At 65.1% G+C, this 22,373-nt stretch carries 18 protein-coding genes and 1 other annotated feature; of the genes, 10 read left to right on the top strand and 8 right to left on the bottom strand.

Features of this window, described 5'->3' with window-relative positions; all coding sequences use genetic code 11:
- Positions 1-14: 14 nt before the first annotated feature.
- A complete protein-coding gene (locus ASF09_RS07100; RefSeq protein WP_060525527.1) occupies positions 15-1,634 on the top strand; it encodes a choline dehydrogenase in 1,620 nt (539 codons plus the stop codon).
- 270 nt (positions 1,635-1,904) lie between these two features.
- Here the strand turns inward: ASF09_RS07100 and ASF09_RS07095 are convergent, their stop codons facing one another.
- Positions 1,905-2,684 carry an SDR family NAD(P)-dependent oxidoreductase gene (locus ASF09_RS07095; protein ID WP_060525526.1) on the bottom strand — a complete coding sequence of 260 codons (780 nt, stop codon included), beginning with the start codon at positions 2,682-2,684 and terminating at the stop codon, positions 1,905-1,907.
- A 104-nt stretch (positions 2,685-2,788) separates the two neighbouring features.
- On the opposite strand from ASF09_RS07095, the gene ASF09_RS07090 reads away from it, so the two are divergent.
- The 3 genes from ASF09_RS07090 to ASF09_RS07080 are packed head-to-tail and all read left to right on the top strand — an operon-like array spanning position 2,789 to position 8,382.
- Positions 2,789-4,159: a cytochrome P450 gene (locus ASF09_RS07090; protein ID WP_060525525.1), complete on the top strand. Its 1,371-nt coding sequence runs from the start codon at positions 2,789-2,791 to the stop codon at positions 4,157-4,159.
- 42 nt (positions 4,160-4,201) lie between these two features.
- On the top strand, positions 4,202-6,277 hold the full coding sequence (locus ASF09_RS07085) for an alpha/beta hydrolase family protein (RefSeq protein ID WP_060525524.1): 2,076 nt from the start codon (positions 4,202-4,204) through the stop codon (positions 6,275-6,277).
- On the top strand, positions 6,274-8,382 hold the full coding sequence (locus ASF09_RS07080; RefSeq protein WP_200912538.1) for a S9 family peptidase: 2,109 nt from the start codon (positions 6,274-6,276) through the stop codon (positions 8,380-8,382). The genes ASF09_RS07085 and ASF09_RS07080 overlap by 4 nt, the downstream gene beginning before the upstream one ends.
- Before the next feature lie 77 nt (positions 8,383-8,459).
- On the opposite strand, the gene ASF09_RS07075 is transcribed toward ASF09_RS07080, so the two are convergent.
- The 3 genes from ASF09_RS07075 to ASF09_RS07065 are packed head-to-tail and all read right to left on the bottom strand — an operon-like array spanning position 8,460 to position 12,075.
- A complete protein-coding gene (locus ASF09_RS07075; protein ID WP_235529701.1) occupies positions 8,460-9,809 on the bottom strand; it encodes a cell wall hydrolase in 1,350 nt (449 codons plus the stop codon).
- The gene (gene cysK, locus ASF09_RS07070; RefSeq protein ID WP_060525522.1) at positions 9,806-10,726 is read right to left on the bottom strand and encodes a cysteine synthase A; all 921 of its coding nucleotides are present in this window, start codon (positions 10,724-10,726) and stop codon (positions 9,806-9,808) included. The genes ASF09_RS07075 and cysK overlap by 4 nt, the downstream gene beginning before the upstream one ends.
- A complete protein-coding gene (locus ASF09_RS07065) occupies positions 10,723-12,075 on the bottom strand; it encodes an MFS transporter (RefSeq protein ID WP_060525521.1) in 1,353 nt (450 codons plus the stop codon). Before ASF09_RS07065 ends, cysK begins: the two co-directional genes overlap by 4 nt.
- Before the next feature lie 368 nt (positions 12,076-12,443).
- Here ASF09_RS07065 and pdhA point away from each other — a divergent pair, with 368 nt between their 5' ends.
- Entirely contained in the window at positions 12,444-13,496 is a 1,053-nt protein-coding gene (gene pdhA, locus ASF09_RS07060; RefSeq protein ID WP_056048766.1) for a pyruvate dehydrogenase (acetyl-transferring) E1 component subunit alpha, read from the top strand.
- On the top strand, positions 13,496-14,926 hold the full coding sequence (locus ASF09_RS07055; RefSeq protein WP_060525520.1) for a pyruvate dehydrogenase complex E1 component subunit beta: 1,431 nt from the start codon (positions 13,496-13,498) through the stop codon (positions 14,924-14,926). The genes pdhA and ASF09_RS07055 overlap by 1 nt, the downstream gene beginning before the upstream one ends.
- A gap of 19 nt (positions 14,927-14,945) precedes the next feature.
- Here ASF09_RS07055 and ASF09_RS07050 read toward each other — a convergent pair whose 3' ends face one another.
- Genes ASF09_RS07050 through ASF09_RS07040 form a run of 3 tightly spaced genes read right to left on the bottom strand, consistent with a single transcriptional unit; the run spans position 14,946 to position 17,330 of the window.
- Positions 14,946-16,319: a TadE/TadG family type IV pilus assembly protein gene (locus ASF09_RS07050; RefSeq protein ID WP_082444124.1), complete on the bottom strand. Its 1,374-nt coding sequence runs from the start codon at positions 16,317-16,319 to the stop codon at positions 14,946-14,948.
- Positions 16,320-16,344: 25 nt separating this feature from the next.
- Positions 16,345-16,887 carry a TadE/TadG family type IV pilus assembly protein gene (locus ASF09_RS07045; protein WP_056048777.1) on the bottom strand — a complete coding sequence of 181 codons (543 nt, stop codon included), beginning with the start codon at positions 16,885-16,887 and terminating at the stop codon, positions 16,345-16,347.
- Positions 16,884-17,330 (bottom strand): pilus assembly protein, encoded by a 447-nt coding sequence (locus ASF09_RS07040; protein WP_235529698.1) that lies wholly within the window; start codon positions 17,328-17,330, stop codon positions 16,884-16,886. The genes ASF09_RS07045 and ASF09_RS07040 overlap by 4 nt, the downstream gene beginning before the upstream one ends.
- A gap of 226 nt (positions 17,331-17,556) precedes the next feature.
- Between ASF09_RS07040 and ASF09_RS07035 the strand changes: the two genes are divergently transcribed.
- Both ASF09_RS07035 and ASF09_RS07030 read left to right on the top strand, forming a co-directional pair.
- Positions 17,557-18,204, top strand: coding sequence for a squalene/phytoene synthase family protein (locus tag ASF09_RS07035; RefSeq protein ID WP_060525518.1), 648 nt, complete (start codon positions 17,557-17,559; stop codon positions 18,202-18,204).
- Between the two features lie 65 nt (positions 18,205-18,269).
- Positions 18,270-18,740, top strand: coding sequence for an EF-hand domain-containing protein (locus ASF09_RS07030; RefSeq protein WP_060525728.1), 471 nt, complete (start codon positions 18,270-18,272; stop codon positions 18,738-18,740).
- Here the strand turns inward: ASF09_RS07030 and trmFO are convergent.
- On the bottom strand, positions 18,676-20,043 hold the full coding sequence (trmFO, locus tag ASF09_RS07025; RefSeq protein WP_060525517.1) for a methylenetetrahydrofolate--tRNA-(uracil(54)-C(5))-methyltransferase (FADH(2)-oxidizing) TrmFO: 1,368 nt from the start codon (positions 20,041-20,043) through the stop codon (positions 18,676-18,678). The two genes, ASF09_RS07030 and trmFO, sit on opposite strands and share 65 nt — an antisense overlap.
- A gap of 73 nt (positions 20,044-20,116) precedes the next feature.
- On the opposite strand from trmFO, the gene ASF09_RS07020 reads away from it, so the two are divergent.
- Positions 20,117-20,560 (top strand): DUF488 domain-containing protein, encoded by a 444-nt coding sequence (locus ASF09_RS07020; protein WP_060525516.1) that lies wholly within the window; start codon positions 20,117-20,119, stop codon positions 20,558-20,560.
- Positions 20,561-20,726: 166 nt separating this feature from the next.
- Positions 20,727-20,782 (top strand) — a sequence feature (sul1 is cis-regulatory element that is thought to sense ions involved in sulfur or methionine metabolism; They are found in Alphaproteobacteria).
- A gap of 68 nt (positions 20,783-20,850) precedes the next feature.
- A complete protein-coding gene (locus tag ASF09_RS07015) occupies positions 20,851-22,329 on the top strand; it encodes a SulP family inorganic anion transporter (RefSeq protein WP_060525515.1) in 1,479 nt (492 codons plus the stop codon).
- Positions 22,330-22,373 lie beyond the last annotated feature (44 nt).

Genomic DNA, 22,373 nt, shown 5'->3' with positions numbered 1-22,373 from the left:
GGGGGGATGCGGGCATGCGGACGTATGACTACGTGATTATCGGCGCGGGCTCGGCCGGCTGCGTGCTCGCCGCGCGACTGACCGAGGACCCCGCTGTGACCGTGCTGCTGCTTGAGGCAGGCGGGCGCAACGACGGCGTGCTGGTGCGGATGCCCGCGGGCGTCGGCGAACTCATCAAGAGCAAGAATGCGAGCAACTGGGGCTTTTCGACCGAGCCCGAGCCGCATCTCGACAACCGTCGTCTGTGGTGGCCGCGCGGCAAGGGGCTGGGCGGAAGCTCGTCGATCAACGGCATGATCTACACGCGGGGCCATCCGCAGGACTATGACGAGTGGCGGCAGATGGGCTTGCCGGGCTGGTCGTTCGACGACGTGCTGCCGTATTTCAAGCGGCTCGAGGGCCATCACCGCGGTGAGTGCGATCTGCACGGCGGCGGCGGGCCGCTGACGATCTCGGGCGGCAAGTCCGACAGTCCGTTCTATGACGCGCTGGTCGAGGCGGGGCGGCAGGCGGGCTATCCGGTGACCGAGGATTTCAATGGGGCGAGCCAGGAGGGGTTTGGCCGCTATGACCTGACCGTCGCGGACGGGAAGCGGTGGAGCACGGCAGCGGCGTATCTGCGGCCGGTCTTGTCGCGGCGCAATCTGACCTGCGTGACGGGCGCGCGGACGACGCGGATCCGGATCGCTAACGGGCGTGCGACCGGTGTCGATTATGTGCTCGACAAGGGCGGACGGAAGGAGAGCGTAACGGCGACGCGCGAGGTACTGCTGTGCGCGGGGGCGGTGCAATCGCCGCATATCCTCCAGCTGTCGGGGATCGGCGATCCGGATCGGCTGACCGCGGCGGGGGTCGGCGTGGTGCACGCGCTGCCCGGTGTCGGCGAGAACCTTCAGGATCACCTCGACGTCGTCATGAACTGGAAATCGCGCGGGTTGCGGACCGGGTACGCGATGACCAAGGGTGTGGGGATGATCGGCGTCGGGCTCAATTACCTGTTGCGCGGCAAGGGGGCGGGGCGGCAGCAGTTCCTTGAGGCAGGCGCGTTCGTCTCGTCGCGCGAGGGTCTGTCGCGGCCCGACGTGCAGATTCACGCGGTGCTTGCGATCATGCAGGATCACGGGAAGGTGAAGGCAACCGAGGATGGCTTCACGCTGCATTTGTGCCAGTTGCGGCCCGAGAGTCGCGGACGGATCGGGTTGCGCTCGGCCGATCCGTTCGCCGATCCGGTGATCGTCGCGAACTATCTCGCGACCGCGGAGGATCGCCGCGTGATGCGCGCGTGCGTCGGGATCGGTCGCGATGTCGCGCGGCAGGCGGCGCTCGATCCTTACCGCGCGGGAGAATTGTCGCCGGGTGAGGACGTGCGGACCGACGACGAGATCGACGCCTGGGTGCGGCGGACCGCCGAGACGATCTACCACCCTGTGGGGACGTGCAAGATGGGCGCGTCCGACGACACGATGGCGGTGGTCGATGCGAGGCTGGCGGTGCGTGGGTTGCAAGGACTGCGGGTGGTCGACGCGTCGGTGATGCCGACGCTGATTGGGTCCAACACCAACGCGCCGACGATCATGATCGCGGAGAAGGCGGCGGACATGATCAAGGGCCGGCAGTTAGCGCGGGCTGCCTGAGGGGGGCGGCGCGGCTGCCACCACCTTAACCACATAGTCCACCACCCCGGCGAAGGCCGGGGCCCAGTTGGGAAACGGTGCTAACAAAGGATCGCGCTTCGTTATTGCTACCTTTCCAACTGGGCCCCGGCCTCCGCCGGGGTGGCGGTAGGTTGTCGTATCGCGCACCGACCATCCTCACCCTTCGTCGCCTCCGACGTCTCTCCCTGTTCAAATTGGGACAGGGAAAGAGCTCGCAGCGACTTGGCTAGGGGAAGGGTGCGGTCGATCTTACCGAGGCGCCATCCGGATCGCGCCATCGAGCCGCACGTCCTCCCCATTGAAATACCCGCACTCGATCATCGTCAGCGCCAGCGCCGCAAATTCCTCCGGCCGCCCGAGCCGCTTCGGAAACGGCACCGACGCCGCCAGCGCGTCGCGCACCGGCTGCGGGGCGGCCGCCAGCAATGGCGTGTCGAAAATCCCCGGCAGGATCGTGTTCACGCGGATCCCCTCGCTCATCAGGTCGCGCGCGATCGGCAAGGTCATCCCGACCACCCCTGCCTTCGACGCGGAATACGCGGCCTGGCCCATCTGGCCATCCTCCGCCGCCGCGCTCGCCGTGTTGACGATTGCCCCCCGCTCGCCGTCCTCACCCGGCTCCAACGTCAACATCCCAGCCGCCGATTTCGCGAGACAACGGAACGTACCGACCAGGTTGATCTGGATGATCCGGTCGAACGCATCGAGCGGGAAATGCTTGATCGAGCCGTCCTGCTTCGATCGCCCCACAGTCTTCGCCGCGTTCCCCGTGCCTGCACAATTGACCAGGATCCGCTCCTGACCGTGCGCCGCCCGCGCCGCCGCGAACCCCGCATCGACGCTGTCGTCGGACGTGACATCGACCTTGCAGAACACCCCGCCGATCTCGTCAGCGAGCGCTTCGCCCTTGTCCGCCTGGAGGTCGAAGATCGCCACCTTCACCCCCTTGGCGGCCAAGGCGCGAGCCGTCGCCGCGCCCAAGCCCGACGCGCCGCCAGTCACGACGGCAGCACTGTTTGCGAGGTCCATGCATCTCTCCTGTCAAAGCGCCGGGATCCGCGCCCCGGTTGCAGAACAATAGTTATGCCGGTATCCGGGACTTGCCAAGCCGGCATGTCGCTGAGGATTTGTCGATGAGCCACGCCATGTTGCAGAACGCCAGTCCGCACTGGCTCCCGCGTCAGCAAAAAGGCGCGCTCGATCATATCCCCGGCAGCTATGGCCTGCCGTTCTTCGGCAACACCTTCAAATTGCTGGCCGATCCGATCGCGTTTTCGGAAGGTATGGCGGCGCGATACGGTCCGATCTATCGCAACCGCGCACTTGGCGGCACCGGCGTCAACCTGCTCGGCCCCGACGCGAACGAACTGGTGCTGTTCGACCGCGAGAAAATCTTCTCGTCCGAACAGGGCTGGGGGCCGCTGCTCAACATGCTGTTCCCGCGCGGCCTGATGCTGATGGATTTCGACAAGCATCGCGCCGACCGGAAGGCGCTGTCGGTCGCGTTCAAACCCGAGCCGATGCGGCATTACGCGACCGAACTCGACGCGGGCATCGAGGCGGCGATCGGTGGCTGGGCCGGGCAGACCTTGCGCTTCTACGATGCGGTGAAGAAACTCACGCTCGATCTCGCCGCGACCAGCTTCCTCGGCGTTCCGCTCGGCGCCGAAGCGGATCGGATCAACCAGGCGTTCGTCGACGAGGTCCAGGCGAGCGTCTCGCCGATCCGCAAACCCTGGCCTGGCACGCAGATGCGCAAGGGCGCGAAGGCGCGCGCGTATCTGGTCGACTTCTTCGAGCGCGAGATCCCCGCACGACGCACCGGAAACGGCCAGGATTTCTTCTCGCAATTTTGCCGCGCGACCGATGACGACGGCGCGCCGCTGACCGCGCTGGCGATCGCCGACCACATGAACTTCCTGATGATGGCCGCGCACGATACGATCACCTCGTCCGCGACCAGCTTGGTGATGCTGCTCGCGCGCAACCCGGAATGGCAGGAGCGGCTACGCGAAGAGGTCGCCGCGCTCGACCCGGACGTGCCGCTGACCGAGCAACTCGATCGCCTCGTCCTCACCGAATACGCGTTCAAGGAATCGCTGCGGATGATGCCGCCGGTCCCGTCGATTCCGCGCCGCGCGCTGAAGGATTTCAGCTTCGGCGGGTTCGACATTCCGGCTGGGACGAACGTCGGGACGGCGATCACCTATACGCACCGGATGGCCGAATACTGGCCCGATCCCGACACGTTCGACCCGCTCCGCTTTACGCCCGAGGCGTCAAAGGGCCGCCACCGGTTCGCCTGGGTGCCGTTCGGTGGAGGCGCGCACATGTGCATCGGCTTGCACTTCGCGACGATGCAGATGCGGCTGCTGATCGCGCATCTGCTCACGCGCTACCGGATCGAGGCGGCGGCAGGCAGCGGCAATGCGTGGCAGGTCTTCCCGATTCCGCGCCCGAAGGATGGTTTGCCGGTCACGTTCGTACCGCTTGCCTCCACGTAATACTGTGTCATCTTCGCGCGGTTCATTCGAAGGAGCCGTTCGTTGCGCTTGACCCTTGCCCTCCTCCTGCTCGCGGCGACGCCGGCCTTTGCCCAGCAACAGCCCCCCGCGCCGGTGCCCGATGGCCCGACGCGCAGCTTCACCGGGAGCGACCTGTTCGGCCTGACGATCGCGGCGGATCCGCAGATCAGCCCGGATGGCAAGACGATCGTCTATGTCCGCCGCACCGGCGACGTGATGACCGACACGATGAAGTCCTCGCTCTGGCTGATCGACGTCGCGAGCGGTCGCCAGACCCCCTTCGCCACCGACGGCAGCAGCCCGCGCTGGTCGCCTGACGGTGCGCGGATTGCCTATGCCGCACGCGACGGCGAAGGATCGCAGCTCTTCGTTCGCTGGATCGGCGGTGCGCAAAGCGCGCGCGTGACGAGTTTTCCCGGCGATCCGCAGGCGCTCGCCTGGTCGCCGGACGGCACCAGGCTCGCCTATATCGCAACGGTAGCAGGCGAGGGCACCAAGCTCGGCACGCAGCCGCCCAAGCCCGAGGGCGCGAAATGGGCCGAATTGCTGACGATCATCGACCGGGTCAACTACCGCAACGACGGGCCGGGCTATGTGAAGCCGGGCTACGACCATCTCTTCGTGGTCGGCGCGGACGGCGGTGCGGCGCGACAACTGACCTACGGCAAGTTCGACGATGGCGGCCCGCTGTCATGGACGCCCGATGGCCGCAGCATCGTCTTCGCCGCAATCCGTGGGCCCGCCGCCGACCGCCAGGTGATGAACTCCGACGTGATCGCGGTCGACGCGATCAGCGGCACGATGCGGACGCTGACGACGCGCGACGGCCCCGATGCGCAGCCGCGCGTTTCGCCCGACGCCTCGAAGATCGCGTGGCTCGGCTTCGACGACAAGCGCCGCAGCTATGAGAACACGCAGCTCTATGTCGGCGACAGCGGTGCCGCGGCGCCGCGCTCGCTGACCGCCACGCTGGACCGTGCGATCGAGAATGCGGTGTGGTCTGCCGACGGTCGCAGCCTGTATGCGAGCTACGACGATCACGGCCAGCGCCGCGTCGCACGCGTCGGTGTCGATGGCCGCGTCACGCCGCTGATCGACAATGTCGCGGGTGGCGGGCTCGACCGCCCCTATACCGGCGGCGAGTTCTCGGTCTCGAAGGGCGGCACGATCGCCTATACCGGCGGCGATGCGAGCGCCCCCGCTGACGTCTGGGTGCTTGCGGGCGGCAAGCCGCGACGCCTGACGACGCTGAACGCCGTGCTGACCGGATCGAAGGCGCTGGCGACGGTGCGGAAGATCGCGGTGACCGCACCCGACGGTCGCCCGATCGACGCCTGGCTTGCCACCCCGCCGGGCCGTGCCGCGGGCCAGCGCGTGCCGCTGATCCTCGAAATCCACGGCGGTCCGAACGCCGCCTACGGCCCCGGCTTCGCGACCGATATGCAGCTCTACGCCGCCGCCGGTTACGCGGTGCTCTGGACCAACCCGCGCGGTTCGACCTCCTATGGTGCCGAGTTCGCCAACCTGATCGACAAGACCTATCCCGCTGCGGATTACGACGATCTGATCGCCTCGGTCGACGCGGCGATCAAGGACGGCACCGCCGATCCGGACAATCTGTTCGTGACCGGCGGTTCTGGCGGCGGGCTGCTGACCGCGTGGATTGTCGGCAAGACCGACCGGTTCAAGGCCGCCGCGACGCAGAAGCCGGTGATCAACTGGATCAGCGAGGCGCTGACGATGGACAACACGCTGTTCACCTCGCGCTACTGGTTCACCAAGCTGCCGTGGGAGGATCCGATGAGCTATTGGAACCGCTCACCGCTGAGCCTGGTCGGCAACGTCAAGACGCCGACGCTGGTGGTGGTCGGCGGCGACGATTACCGGACGCCGGTGAGCGAGTCCGAGCAATATTACGCGGCGCTCCAGATCCGCGGCGTGCCGACCGCGCTGGTGAAGGTGCCGGGCGCGAGCCACGGTGGCCTCGCCGCTCGCCCGTCGCAATCCGCAGCCAAGGCGTCGGTGATCATCGCCTGGTTCGATCGATACCGAAAACCGGCAGGCGCAACGACGCCGGCACAGGGAGCAGCACAATGACGATACGGTACATGATGCTCGCCGGCGTAGCGCTGGTCTCGACCGCGGCGGTGGCGCAGGTCCAACCACCGCGCGTTGCCAAGAAGCCGTTCCAGGTGACGTCGCCTAACGGCGCGCGCGAGGACGACTATTACTGGCTGCGCGATGACACGCGGAAGAACCCGGAGATGCTCGCCTATCTCGCTGCGGAGAATGCGTACGCCGATGCGCAACTCGCGTCGCTGAAGCCGCTCCAGGCCAAGCTCTACGAAGAGACCGTCTCGCACATCAAGCAGGACGACAGCTCGGTTCCGTACACGAAGAACGGCTATTACTACGGCTCGCGGTTTCAGACCGGGGCGGATTATCCGATCCTCGAACGCCGCAAGGGCAGCCGCACCGCGCCCGCCGAAACGTTGTTCGACGAGCCGGCGATGGCGAAGGGACACAGCTTCTTCGCGCTGAGCGACTGGGCGGTGAGCCCCGACAACGCCCGCGTCGCCTGGGCGGAGGATACCGTCGGCCGTCGCCAATACGTGCTCAAGGTCAAGGACCTCGTGACCGGCGCGACGATCGCCGACACGCTCTCGAACATCGAGCCGAACGTCGTCTGGGCGGACGATAACGAGACGTTGCTCTACGTCGAGAAGGACCCGGTCACGCTGCGCGGCTACCGCGTGAAGGCGCACGTCCTCGGCACGCCCGTCGCCAGCGATCGGCTGCTGTACGAGGAGAAGGACGACACCTATTCGATGGGCGTCTCACGCACGGCCGACGACAAGTTCGTCTGCATCGGCGTGAGCAGCACGGTCAGCGACGAGCAACGCTGCGCGCCGGCCGCGGCCCCGACCAGCTTCACGATCGTCGCACCGCGCGCGCGAGAATTTCGCTACAGTGCAGATCACATCGGCAACCGCTGGATCGTCCGCACCAACAAGGACGCGAAGAACTACAAGCTCGTCACCGTCGCCGATGCCGATCTGGCCAAGGGCACGGCGGCATGGCGCGACCTGACGCCCGCCAGCGACACCGTCTTCATCGAGGGCTTCAAGCCGTTCGACGGTTTCGTCGCGATCGACCAGCGCGAGGGCGGCAACCGGATGATCCGCGTGCTGAGCGATGCAGGCAAGTCGACGCCGGTCACGGCGGACGAACCTGCCTACCGCATGTCGCTCGACGTCAACGAGGAAAGGTCGACGCCGTGGGTTCGCTACACCTATGGTTCGCTCGTCACGCCAACCACGACCTACGAGGTCAACGCGAAGACCGGCGAGCGGCGCGTGCTGAAGGTCGCGCCGGTGCCGGGCTATGATCCCGCGAAATACGTCACCGAACGCATCTGGGCGCCGGCGCGCGACGGCACGCGCGTGCCGGTCTCGCTGGTGTACGCCAAGGGCACCAAGCGCGACGGCACCGCGCCGCTCTTCCAATACGCTTATGGCAGCTACGGCATTTCGAGCGATCCGGCGGTCGATCCCGGCCGGATCGGCCTGCTCGATCGCGGCGTGGTCTATGCGATCGCGCACATCCGCGGCGGGCAGGAGATGGGGCGCGGCTGGTATGACGACGGGCATCTGCTCAACAAGAAGAACAGCTTCACCGACTTCATCGACGTCACCCGCTATCTCGTCGCGCAGAAATACGCGGCGAGGGACCGCGTCGCGGCGATTGGCGGCAGTGCTGGCGGGCTACTGATGGGCGGCGTCGCGAACATGGCGCCGGCCGACTACAAGCTGATCATCGCGCAGGTGCCGTTCGTCGACGTGGTGACGACGATGCTCGACGCGTCGATCCCGCTGACCACGTTCGAGTATGACGAGTGGGGCAACCCCGCGCAAAAGGCGTCGTACGACTATATGCTGAGCTATTCGCCGTACGACAACGTCAAGGCGAAGGCATATCCGGCGCTCTATGTCGGCACCGGGCTGTGGGACAGCCAGGTGCAATATTACGAGCCGACCAAATGGGTGGCGAAACTCCGCGAACTCAAGACCGACAAGAACCCGCTGCTGTTCCGCGTCAACATGGAGGCAGGGCATGGCGGCAAGTCCGGCCGGTTCGAGCGCTATCGCCAGAACTCCGAGTGGCAGGCGTTCATGCTGCAACAGCTTGGTGTCGCGAAGTAGAAGGTCTGCCGCAAAGCGAGGGATGCGACGATGTGCCGCCTCCCTCGACCTGTTGATCGCCTTCAGGCCTTTGCGACTTACTGACCGGCGACGGCTTTGGGTATCGGTGCGACTGGATCGGACGGAGCCGCGGGCTTCCGCCTCACGCCGTTGAGATCCGTCGCTGCGGGTGGCTTGACCGCGGGATCTGATCCGGCAGGCAGTGGGGCCGCGATCTTCGTTCCCGGCGGCTGGAGGCATTGCGATGGATCCGGGCGCTTATACTCGCGGCAGTTCCACAACGCGCGTTCATAGCCGTTCGACCGATCGCGCAGATAACTGAACGTCAGCGAGGTCATCTGCGCGGTGTCGAGCGGCAGCGCAGTGGGCACCTTCGTCCCGTCGAGCCATGCCATGTACCGACAGAAGGACCGGTTGCCGCACGACTGCGTCGCAGCCGTCACGAGCGTGTCCGGCGATTGCCCGCGCGGGAACACGACCACGACGGTATCCGCGTCGATGCGCCGCGCGGAGGCGTCCTCGGCACCAGCGTCATCCGAGTCCGCGGCCGTGACGAACCCCATCGCCGCGGAGGCCTCGGCCAACGCCGCCTGCGCTTCGTCGAAGGCTGCGCCGGTCTTGTGTGCGTCGGACAGGCTGGCAAGCTGGGTGATGACCGGTTCGACGGTTTCGGGATGACGGCCGAACGCCGCCGATGTGCCCCACCAGCCGGACCAGCGGAAGAACAGGTGCGTGTGCACCGCGGTGATCTTGTCGAGGCTCGACTGCCAGTAAGGCACGACCCAGTCGGTATGGTAATGCGTCGCATAGCCGACTTGGCTGAACACCGCGCCGCCGAGCGCCGCGGTGGCGACTTCGCGCGCGCGACGCCAGGCGTCCTCGGTCGGGTGCCAACGCGTGATCGCACCGTCGCAGCTGAAGCTGAACTGGCAACCGGTGCTACGGTCCTGTCCTTCGAACACCACGCCGCACACGGTTTTGGGGAAGGCCGGATGGCGCAAGCGATTGAGCACGACCTGCGCCACCGCGCGTTCGCCGAGCGTGTCGTCGCCGGCTTCGTAGAGGATCCCTGCCGCCATACAGTCGGTCGCCCGCGCGAGGTCGTCCGGGGCACCGGCGAAGCGGAACGGTTTGGCCGCCGGATTGGGCTCGGTCGAGAACGGGACGGTTGCGTTGAAGGCGCGAGCATCGGTCGGCGTCAGGTCGACGAATTTCAACGGTTCGACCTGGGGTATCTCGGCCTTCGGCACGATGCGTTGTCGCGGCAGCGCCATGCGCTTGGCCGGGACGATAACCGGTGCATTGGCAACGACCAACGCCGGACCGACGATCGCCAGCCCGGCGATGCCGGTCAAAATGCCATGCAACGCGGTAAACCCGCGCGCGGAAGAGGATGATGCGCCGCGCGCGAACGTAGGACGTGTCACTGTTCGGGCAGGAAGTCCGGGACCGACAGATAGCGCTCGCCGGTGTCATAGTTGAATCCGAGAACCCGAACGTTGTCAGGCAGATCGGGCAGCTTCTGGAGGATCGCTGCGAGCGTTGCGCCCGAGCTGATGCCGACCAGCATGCCCTCTTCGGTCGCCGAGCGACGCGCCATGTCCTTGGCCACCGCGGCGTCGACCTCGATCACGCCGTCGAGTGCCTGGGTATGAAGGTTCACCGGGATAAAGCCTGCGCCGATGCCCTGGATCGGGTGAGGCCCGGGCTGGCCGCCGGCGATGACCGGCGAGGCGGCGGGTTCGACCGCATACACCTTCAGCGATGGCCATTCTTTTTTCAGCGCCTCGGCGACGCCGGTGATGTGACCGCCGGTGCCGACGCCGGTGATGATCACGTCGATCGGCGTATCGTGGAAGTCGGCGAGGATTTCCTGTGCGGTCGTAGCGACATGCACGGCGATGTTCGCAGGATTCTCGAACTGCTGCGGCATCCACGAGCCCGGCGTCTGCTCGACCAGTTCCTTCGCACGCTCGATCGCGCCCTTCATGCCCTTCTCGCGTGGAGTCAGGTCGAAGGTCGCGCCGTAGGCTAGCATCAGGCGGCGGCGTTCGATCGACATGCTCTCAGGCATGACGAGGACGATCTTGTACCCCTTCACCGCGGCGACGAGCGCGAGGCCAATGCCGGTGTTGCCGCTGGTCGGCTCGATGATCGTGCCGCCGGGCTGGAGGTGGCCGTCCTTTTCCGCCGCCTCGATCATGGCGAGCGCGATGCGGTCCTTGATCGACCCGCCGGGGTTCGAGCGCTCGGACTTCACCCAGACTTCGGATTCGGGGAACAGCTTCGACAGGCGGACGTGCGGCGTGTTGCCGATCGTATCGAGGATCGAGTGGGCCTTCATGGCTTGGCTTCTCCGTGTTCGGGTTCGGTCTCTAGGATCTCTGGGGGATCAAAGGTTTTAGCGCGGCCAAGTTCCGGGAACAGTCGCGCCCAGCCGATCGTGATCGCAATAGCACCGACGCCGCCGAACACCACCGCGCCAACCGGACCGAGCAGCGATGCCATCACGCCGCTCTCGAATTCGCCGAGTTCGTTCGAGGCCGAAATGGTGAGCTGCGACACGGCGCTGACGCGGCCGCGCATCGCGTCGGGCGTGTGGAGCTGGATCAGCGACTGGCGGACATAGACCGAGATCATGTCCGCGCCACCCGCGACGATCAGCGCGATGAGGCTGAGGACGAAGGCTGGCTGGACGGGGATGCCGCCGATCGTGCCGGGCGCGATGCCGATCAGGTTTACGATCGGGGTTGCGATGCCGAAGGTCAGGATCGCGAGCCCGAACACGACGACCGCGATAAGCATCTTCATGCCGACGTTGGTGCTCATCGGGCGGAACGAGAACCAGATCGCCGTCACTGCCGCGCCGATGCCCATGCCTGCCGCGAGGACGCCTAGCCCCTGCGAGCCGACGTGGAGGATGTCGCGCGAATAGACCGGGAGCAGCGAGGTCGCGCCGGCGAGCAGCACCGCGAACAGGTCGAGCGTGATCGTCGCGAGCACGAGCCGGTTGCGGCGGACATAGGTGAAGCCCTCGATGATGCGGGCGAGGGGGCGGTGATCGGTCTGCGCGGCGGGCTGCGGCACCGGGCCGATCAGGAACATGAAGAGGAGCGCGACGACGAACAGGATCGTCGCGACGCCGTAGGCGACCTCCGGGTGGATCGCGTAGAGGAGGCCACCGACACTGGGGCCCGCGATCGTGCCGACCTGCCAGGCGATCGAGCTGATCGCGATCGCGGTCGGGAGGACGGCGCGGGGGACGAGGTTGGGGGCGAGCGCGGAATAGGCTGGGCCGGAGAAGGCCCGGGCGACGCCGAACGCGACTGCAGCCACGAAAAGCACGCCGAGCGTGAGGTGGCCGGTCCAGGTCAGCAACCACAGCGTGGCGGCCGTCAGCACCAGCAGCGCGGTCGTGCCGCGGACGATCCAGCGGCGGTCGAAGCTGTCCGCGACGAGTCCGGTGATCGGGGTGAGCAGGAACAACGGCACGAACTGCGCGAACCCGATCATGCCGAGCATGAAGGCGGCCTCGCGGATGTCCATCGTCTCACGGGCGATGTTGTAGACCTGCCACCCGATCACGATCGACATCGCACTGACGGCGATCGTGCCGGTAAAGCGGGACAGCCAATAGGCGCGGAAATTGGCGATCCGTAAAGGATGCTGGTGGGGGTCTGTGGTGGGGTCCATTGCGATTGGCTTTAGGCTTGGGTGAACGGGCAGGGCAACCGGAGCTTTGCTTGGGGTGGGGATAGAGACCGTAGAACAAGGAGGCGGAAGCGGCATCGCCACAACCACGCCGTCATCCTGACGAAAGTCAGGACTCAGAGTAACGTAATGCTTCCCTGAGTAATCCTGGGTCCTGACTTTCGTCAGGATGACGGCGGTGGGTGGCATGACGGGTGAAAGATGGCGGGCGAATAGAGTGCGCCGCAGCCCCCTCCGACCCCCTCCCACACCCCGCAAACCATCATACCCCAGACAGGAATTGATGTTCCGCCCCGTCCGCGCCTATAGGCTCCCTCAACTCCCCTACGGAAAACGAGGTTTCCCACATCGTGGCCAAGACCCCCCCACCAGCACGCGCAATCGCCGAACCGCCGATTACGAACCGCGAACGACCGGCCGAACCAAAGCCGTACGAGGCGTCGAAGGACGAACTGCTCGAAATGTATCGGCAGATGCTGCTGATCCGCCGTTTCGAGGAAAAAGCGGGCCAGCTCTATGGCTTGGGCCTGATCGGTGGCTTCTGCCATCTGTACATCGGCCAGGAAGCGGTCGCTGTCGGCCTTCAGTCCGCGCTCAACGGCGAGACCGATTCGGTGATCACCGGCTACCGCGATCACGGCCACATGCTCGCCTACGGGATCGATCCGAAGGTGATCATGGCCGAGCTGACCGGGCGCAATTCGGGTATCTCGAAGGGCAAGGGCGGGTCGATGCACATGTTCTCGACCGAGCATAAATTCTACGGCGGCCACGGCATCGTCGGTGCGCAGGTGTCGCTCGGCACCGGCCTAGCGTTCAAGCACAAATACTCGAACGACGGCGGCATCTGCATGGCCTATTTCGGCGACGGCGCCGCGAACCAGGGCCAGGTGTACGAGAGCTTCAACATGGCCGAGCTGTGGAAGCTCCCGATCATCTTCGTGATCGAGAACAACCAGTACGCGATGGGCACGAGCGTCAATCGCGCCTCCGCCGAGGACCAGCTGTATCGCCGCGGCGAGAGCTTCCGCATTCCCGGCATCCAGGTCGACGGCATGGACGTGCTCGCCTGCCGCGGTGCCGCCGAGGAAGCGCTGGCATGGGTCCGCGCGGGCAAGGGGCCGGTCATCCTCGAGATGAAGACGTATCGTTACCGTGGCCACTCGATGTCCGATCCGGCGAAGTACCGCACGCGTGACGAGGTCCAGGCGGTCCGCGACAAGTCCGATCCGATCGATCACATGAAGAAACTGCTCGACGCGCAGGGCGTGACCGAGGCGGACCTCAAGTCCCTTGAACAGGAAATCAGGAAAATCGTGAACGAAGCCGCCGATTTCGCCGAGCAGACCCCGGAGCCGGATGCTGCCGAGCTCTACACCGACGTTCTGGTGGAGAAGTACTGATGGCGATCGAGATCAAGATGCCCGCGCTCTCCCCGACGATGGAAGAGGGCACACTGGCCAAATGGCTCGTCAAGGAAGGCGACAGCGTCAAGTCGGGCGACATCCTCGCCGAGATCGAGACCGACAAGGCGACGATGGAGTTCGAGGCGATCGACGAAGGCACGATCGGCTCGATCAGCGTCGCTGAAGGCACCGACAACGTGAAGGTCGGCACCGTCATCGCGACGATCCTCGAAGAAGGCGAGAGCGCGAGCGACCAGAAGCCTGCGGAAGCACGCTCCGGCGATGCGGCCAACGCCGCGCCGAAGGAAACGCCGTCGGACGACAAGGCACCGCCGGTTCCCCAAGGCGCTTCGCCCGCCAAGGCCGAGAGCGGCACGCAGCAGCTCGTCGCGTCCGCCGAGAAGGTCGGTATCTCCGACCCGGCGATCCCCGAGGGCACCGAGATGGTCAAGACGACCGTCCGCGAAGCGCTGCGCGACGCGATGGCCGAGGAAATGCGCGAGGACGACCGCGTCTTCGTGATGGGCGAGGAAGTCGCGCAGTATCAGGGCGCGTACAAGGTCACGCAAGGGTTGCTCGACGAGTTCGGCGACCGTCGCGTGATCGACACGCCGATCACCGAATACGGCTTTGCCGGCATCGGTGCGGGCGCGGCGATGGGCGGCCTCCGCCCGATCGTCGAGTTCATGACCTTCAACTTCGCGTTGCAGGCGATCGACCACATCATCAACTCGGCGGCCAAGACCAACTACATGTCGGGTGGCCAGATGCGTTGCCCTATCGTGTTCCGTGGTCCGAACGGCGCCGCGTCGCGCGTGGGTGCGCAGCATTCGCACAATTTCGCGGCGTGGTATGCCAGCGTCCCCGGCCTGATCGTGATCGCGCCATATGACGCGGCGGACGCGAAGGGCCTGCTGAAGGCCGCGATCCGCACCGAGGATCCGGTCGTGTTCCTCGAGAACGAGCTGATGTACGGCCGCAGCTTCGACGTCCCCAAGCTCGACAACCACGTCTTGCCGATCGGCAAGGCGCGGATCGTCCGCGAGGGCAAGGACGTCACGATCGTCAGCTACTCGATCGGGGTCGGCATTTCCTTGGAAGCCGCCGAGAAGCTTGCCGAGGAAGGCGTCGACGCGGAGGTCATTGACCTGCGTACGCTGCGCCCGCTCGACACCGAGACGGTGCTGAAGAGCCTCGCCAAGACCAACCGCATGATCATCGTCGAAGAGAATTGGGCAACCTGCTCGATCGCTTCGGAGATCGTCTCGGTGGTGATGGAGCACGGCTTCGACGACCTCGACGCCCCGGTGCTGCGCGTCACCAACGAAGACGTGCCGATGCCCTACGCGGCGAACCTGGAAAAGCTGATGCTGGTCGACGTCGCGAAGGTCGTGAAGGCGGTGAAGAAGGTCACGTACAAGAAGTGACCAGTCGCGTGTCCACTGCCTACTGCGTGATGCGGGCGGTGGACACGGCTTGCGAGAAGAGGCGATTGAGAGCAGTCGAAATGTCGTCGTCGGTCGTGACCTTGTAGTAAAGCCCGTCGGACGAACAATTCTGTAGCGCGGGTTCGACTTGGCTCAGATAGGGCACGACATTGGCTTGGGACCACGCGTCGCCATCCATGGACATTTTTAGATACTCGGTATAGAGTATCGCAACGCGAATGCCTTTGGCTTTGACGGCAGCACACCATGAGGTGTCGAATGCGATCTCGGGAACACCCGATGCCCGTTGCTCGTCACGCATACCATCCGTGATGACGAACATGATCCCTTGAGGCCTGTCGCCGAGGACATTGGTTCCGTTTCCGGGAAGGCGCATGAGGGCATTCATCTTCACAAAGGCATCGCTCGATCCAGTATCGGCATCGTTATTACAAAAACCTTTGGTCGGGCAGCCGTTGTTATAATATAATGATGTCTGGGCCTGTGCCGCTCTATCCGAAACATACTGAAGATTATCAGTCAGGCTTGCCAGCATTTTGAAGCTGTTGGGGGCTCGAGGATCGGCCGCCGCGAACGTGTACATCGCGGCTTGATAATCGGCGTTGTTGTTGGCCGATGTCTGGGTCGCCTGCGCCATCATAGACTGCACAGCTTTGCGGGCCTCATCGACGCGAAGCGGGATACCGTAGGAAAGCGCGACGCCGTAATAATCGGTATATGATCCATTCTTGGACCGCGCGGTCGCGTCATTGGTCGAATGGCACGCGAATGCGCACCCGCCGGTCAGCGATCGCAACTGCGTGATCCCGCTGGACGTCGCTGGAAACGCCATCGATCCCGACGTGTCGAGCAACACGTAGAAGTCGATGTTCGGTGCGACCTTCGCGTTCGTCGTCGAGGATCCGCTGATTGGCAGCGTCGCCATGCCGAGCACGCCCGCGAAGCTGTTCTGCGAACGCGCTTTGTAGCTAACGACCGCGGTGCGATTGATTCCGGTGGAATTGGTCTGCGTGATGACGATCTTGAACGCGCCATAGTCGTACGACGCTACGGTTGCGGTCGACGTGATCACCGGAGAGGTTACGGTGTATTCCAATCCCTTGATGTTAGACGCCTGCGACGTGAACATGGTGTAGGCGGCAAGCGCGCCTGCTTCCCTCGTCTGGCTCATCATCGGCGTGGTGACCGCAGCGAGAGCGGCCGCGTCGGCGACGGCGTTCAACTTGGTACGAAGCCGCGCGGCACCCGAGTAATCGATCGCCATGCCCGTTGCGAACACCATCGGGATTGTCGCAAATCCCATGATCATCAGCACGTTACCGCGCCGATCTGCCATCAACCGCCGCATTGAGGATTTGAAGGATATCTTCATGATGTTACACCGGTTTGCGGGAGCATTAGCATGACGGGCCCGAGTATGTGATCGTGGTGGATCCACGCGGACTCATGATGATCGTTTCGGTCAGCGGTATCATGCCGATATAGGTCGCGCCGAACGTCGGCTTATACTTATAGACTACCTGTGCGACGATCATCGATGTGCCGGCCTGCTTGATCGCAAGCGGCAGGTTGAAGGCCGAACACGGCCTGAGACCCGTGGTATTCTTCCCATCGCTCCAGGCGACCGTGGACCGGGACAGCGCGTCGGTCTTCACCAGCGTTACCGTCATTGTCGCGGCATCTGCAGAATAAGGCGCCAGGACCTGCTGGCTGGCATTCAGGATGGTATCGAGGTCTGAATCGGACACGGCCGTGTATTGCGAAGTAAGATCGGCGATCGTCCGGGTCGCCATGGTGACCTTGCGATTGGCCGCCACTGCATCGCTCAATTGGAAGCTGCCGGTGAAAAGCAGGATCAGGAATGGCAGCGAGATCGCGAACTCGATGAGCGAGACGCCCCGCGTGTCACGCGCGAGCCTGCCCAGAAGCGCGCCGATCACGCGTATTGCTCGGTCTTGAAGACCGACGTGGCGATCAGCAGTCGTTTGTTGTTCGACATGTTCGAAATGTCGAAGCCGAGCGGTCCATCGGCGACGTCCCACACGTACATCGTCTTGACGATGACGATGCTGCCCGCGCCGCCGGGCGCGAACTGAAGATTTGTTGGTTTACCCGTCGAATCGTATGTGATCGTGGGCGCACCCGTATTGGCATCCGAGAATGAGTTCGCGGTACGAACATCGATCATCAGGTTCGCGCATTTCATGAAACGCGGAAGATCCGCGCAGACCGCGTTCTTGAACTGGGCCTGGGTCATGTTGGCCTGCTGGGCATTCCCGGTCATCAACTTGCGCACGGAGTTCTCCGCGACGGTTTCCAGATTTTGCTGGGCAAAGAAGAACAGCGCGATCTGGGTGATCGCGAGCAGGAGCGCGATCAACATCGGCGCGACGATGGCGAACTCGATCGCCGGCGAGCCACGCGTGTCGTGGATGATCGCTGCCCAAGCCGGCCGCGATAGCTGGCGCCGTACCGGCATATCGTCGTAAAGCATCGTCATAGCTGATCTGCATCCACCCGAAATCCGTATCGCATGCGCGACTTAAGGAATGTTTACGCTGCGGTTGGCTCATCCGGCATCGACGACGGCGTGAAGCGTAGGAAACCCGATGACGAAACCTGAATTTCGGCTGGCGATGGGCTATGCCGACTCATCCGAACGCCCAGCCTTGGAAGCGCTGTTCGCGCTCGACGACACGTTGGGCGGAATCCTGCGGACGACACGCGAGCCTTTGGTCGGGCAGATGCGGCTGACGTGGTGGTACGAGGCGCTGGAGAGGCTCGATACTGCCCCTGCGCCCGCCGAACCGGTATTGACCGCACTCCAGGCGTGCGTGTTGCCGGCGGGCGTGTCGGGGGCGATGCTGGCGGGGATGACCGATGGCTGGGAGGCTTTGCTGGAGCCGGTGCTCGATACGGCCGCCGTGGACCGGTTCGCGCGTGATCGGGGGCGGCGGGTGTTCGAGTTGGCCGGCTCGATGCTGTCGGTGAGCGACGCGCGGATCGGGCTGGCGGGCGAGGGCTGGGCGCTGGCCGATCTGTCGCAGCGGTTGAGTGACGCGCCTAGTCGGGCGTTGGCGCGCGCGCGGGCTGTCGAGGCGCTCGACGCGGCCCTGCGTGGTCGTTGGCCCGGCAAAGCGCGCGCGCTTGGCGCCCTGGCGCTGTCGGCGCGGTTCGACGTTTCGGCTTCGCCAGCGCCGCCGGGCAGCCCGAAGCGGGTCGGGCGGTTGGCGTGGCATAGACTGACCGGATACTGACCAATCGTATGGGGATCGCCGCGAGCGAGGCCTAGCGTACGGCCTGGGCAGTGGGGGCGGCGGCGATGTGGCGGTATCTGGCAGGTGGGACGGCGGTGATCGCGTTGATCGTCGCGGGGTTCATGTTTTTCAACGGCGACGCACGACCTGGGCCGCTGCTGCCCCCGCAACCGATATCGCAGGTAGGCGGCGCCGCGGTCGCCAGCGATCCGCTACCCGATGCCGCCCCCGAGGCGACCGAGAAGACTCGCGAGCAGAAGCGCTTCGATCGCTACGACAAGGATCGTGATGCCAAGATCACGCGCGAGGAATATCTTGTCCAGCGGCACAAGGCTTACGCGCGGCTCGACGTGGACGGCGACGGCAAGCTGTCGTTCGACGAATGGGCGGTAAAGGCGACGACGAAGTTCGCGGACGCCGATCGTGACAAATCCGGCGCGATGACCGCGCCCGAATTTGCCACGACGGCGGTCAAGCGGAAGGGGCCAGCTCGGGTGAATTGTCCACCGGTTCAGGCTCCTGCCGAGGAGAGTTGAGCCACTGCGCGAGTGCTGCACGACCGCGATCGGTGTACATCCGCTTGCGATCGGTCTTCTTCGTCCTGCCGGGAATCGGCGGGAACAGGCCGAAATTGACGTTCATCGGCTGATACGTTTCTACCTCGGCACCGCCCGTGATGTGGCCGAGCAACGCGCCGAGTGCCGTCGCATAGGGCGGCGGCGTCAGAGTCTTGCCGGTGAGTTCCGCCGCGGCGAACAGCCCCGCGAGCATGCCGATCCCGCAGCTCTCGATATAGCCTTCGCAGCCGGTGATTTGGCCAGCGAAGCGAATATTCGGGCGCGACTTCAGCCGCAGCGTCGCGTCGAGCAGTTCGGGCGAGCGGATGAACGTGTTGCGATGCAGCCCACCCAAGCGCGCGAACTCGGCATTCTCCAGGCCGGGGATGGTGCGGAACAGGCGAACTTGGTCGGCGTGCTTCATCTTGGTCTGGAAGCCGACGATGTTCCACAGCGTGCCCTGCGCATTGTCCTGCCGCAGCTGGACGACGGCGTGCGGCCAGCGCCCGGTCTTTGGATTGTCGAGCCCGACCGGCTTCATCGGCCCGTAGCGCAGCGTGTCGACCCCGCGCTCGGCCATCACCTCGATCGGCATGCAGCCGTCGAAATAGGGCGTGTCCTTCTCCCACTCCTTGAACGGGGTCTTCTCGCCATCGATCAGGCCCTGGTGGAAGGCCAGATACTGGTCCTTGTCCATCGGGCAGTTGATGTAATCCTTGCCCTCACCCTTGTCCCAGCGCGATGCGAACCAGGCGGTGTCCATGTCGATCGACTCGCGGTGGACGATCGGTGCGAGTGCGTCGAAGAAGGCGAGCGCCTCGCGACCGGTCTCGGCACCGATCCCGGCCGCGAGCGACGCAGCAGTGAGCGGACCCGTCGCGATGATCGCCGGGCCATCGGGCAACGCATCGATCCGTTCGCGCACCAGCGTGATGTTGGGATGCCGGTCGATCGCCTCCGTCACGCTGGCCGAGAAATTGTCGCGGTCGACGGCGAGCGCCGAGCCGGCGGGGACGCGGTGGATGTCCGCTTGCCGCATGATCAGCGAGCCAAGCGTGCGAAGTTCCTGATGGAGCAGCCCGACCGCGTTGCTCTCCGCATCGTCCGAGCGAAAACTGTTCGAACAAACGAGTTCGGCGAGGCCGTCGGTCTGGTGCGCAGGCGTCTCTTCGCCGCTGCCGCGCATTTCGGAGAGGCGAACCTTTAGGCCGGCTTCTGCGAGTTGCCAGGCCGCTTCGGAACCGGCGAGCCCGCCGCCGATGACGTGAATATCGTGGGTCATTCCGATCAGATAGTGCGGGACGCCTGTCGTGTCAGCGGTTGTCGTGTCGGCGGGGCAATCCCACTTCGCCTAGATGACGAACCCCACGACAATCTTCACGATCGGCTACGAGGCTACGACGATGGCCGATTTCCTCAGCGCGCTGAAGGCGGCGGGGGTGCAGCGCGTGATCGACGTCCGCGCGCTGCCGCTGTCGCGACGGCCGGGGTTCTCGAAGACATCGCTGGCTGCGGCGCTGCGCGAGGTCGAGATCGATTACGTGCATCTAAAGGCGTTGGGGACGCCGAAGCGCGGGCGCGATGCGGCGAAAAAGGGCGACGTCGCGACGCTGACTGCGGTGTATGACGAGCAACTCGAGCTTCCCGAGGCTCAGGCGGCGGCCGCGATCATGCTCGGTCTTGCAGCGGATAAGCCGAGCGCGCTCCTGTGTTACGAGCGAGACCCGTGTCACTGCCACCGGACCTTGCTGTTGCAAGCGGTGGGCGAGGGGGCGGAGATCGTGGATTTGTTTACGTAGGCCGGGTCGGGCTGGCTTCAAACGTTCCGTCATCCTGACGAACGTCAGGATCCAGAGTAACTTCGGGCTGTCGTAGATGGCTCTGGATCCTGACTTTCGTCAGGATGACGGACATGACGCGAGTGTTGCACTGACGCTCGTGCGCCGCTAACGAACCCCCATTCGCCCTGGACCCGGTGCAATTCCGGGTGGCTATTCCGGCCGCCGATCCGCCGGACAACGCACCGACGCCTTTGCAATGAACCGCCCGCGCAACCGCCGCGGTTCTCGCGTCCTATGCGGATACACACATGACATCACTTTCTCGTTACCGAGCCGAATGGTTCAGCGGCCCGACAGCTGCGCGCCGCGACGTTCTCGCCGGCATGGTCGGCACGTTCGCGCTGATCCCCGAGGTCATCGCTTTCTCGTTCGTCGCCGGCATCGATCCCGAAGTCGGCCTGTTCGCCTCGTTCGTGATCGGCATCGTCATAGCGTTCGCCGGCGGCCGCCCCGCGATGATCTCGGGCGCTGCTGGCTCCGTCGCGCTGGTCGCCGCCGCGCTGGTCCACGCGCACGGCCTGCAATATCTGCTCGTCGCGACGATCCTCGCGGGCGTGCTCCAGATCGCGTTCGGGCTCGCCAAGCTCGACATATTGATGCGGTTCGTCTCGAAGTCGGTCCATGCCGGGTTCGTCAACGCGCTCGCGATCCTGATTTTCTCCGCGCAGGTGCCACAGATGGTCGGCGTCAGCTGGCAGGCCTATGCAATGATCGCGGCCGGCCTCGCGATCATCTACCTAGTCCCGCGGATCTCCAGCGCGATCCCGTCGCCGCTGATCTGCATCGTCGTGCTCACCGCAATCGCGATGTGGTTCCCGATGCCGCTGAAGACCGTCGGCGATCTCGGTCGCCTGCCGGATTCGCTGCCGTCGTTCGGCCTTCCCCACGTGCCGCTCAGCTGGGACACGCTGCGGATCGTCGCGCCCTATGCGTTCGCAATGGCCGCGGTCGGCCTGCTCGAATCGATGATGACAGCCAGCGTGGTCGACGAACTCACCGAGACCACCAGTTCGAAGGCGCGCGAGTGCACCGGGCTCGGCCTCGCCAACATCGCGGCGGGCGCGTTCGGCGGCATCGCCGGCTGCGGGATGATCGGCCAGACCGTCGGCAATGTGCGCTATGGCGGCACCGGGCGGCTCTCGACGATGGTCGCAGGCGTGTTCCTGCTGATCGTCATGGTCCCGCTCCGGCCGTGGGTCGCGCAGGTGCCGGTCGCGGCGCTGGTCGCGATCATGATAATGGTGTCGATCAGCACCTTTTCCTGGGGCTCGCTCCGCGACCTCGCGCGGCATCCCAAGATGTCGAGCGTGGTGATGGTCGCGACCGTAGTCGTCACCGTCGCGACGCACGACCTGTCGCTCGGCGTCGGCGTCGGCGTGCTGCTCAGCGGCGTGTTCTTCGCGTGGAAGGTCACGCGGTTGATGGACGTTGCGATCGATCACGACGTGGCAACCGACACGCGTATCTACCGGGTAAGCGGGCAGATCTTTTTCGCCAGCGCCGACATCTTCGCCGATCGCTTCGATCTGCGAGAAAGCGCGCGCGCCGTTCGCATCGACCTGACCAATGCCCACCTCTGGGACGTCACCGCAGTTGGCGCGCTCGAAACCGTCGTCGACAAGCTTCGCCGCCACGGCCGCGAGGTCGAGGTGATCGGGCTCAACACCGCAAGCGCGACGCTGGTCGATCGCCATGCCCCGCTGATGCTGGATCCGGTCGAGGGGTAATGCTCGATCTTGGGGGCGGGCGAGAAATACGATGCTGTACGCGC

The organism is Sphingomonas sp. Leaf242 (assembly GCF_001422045.1).
Taxonomy (GTDB): domain Bacteria; phylum Pseudomonadota; class Alphaproteobacteria; order Sphingomonadales; family Sphingomonadaceae; genus Sphingomonas.
This window is presented reverse-complemented; position numbering and strand designations above follow the sequence as displayed.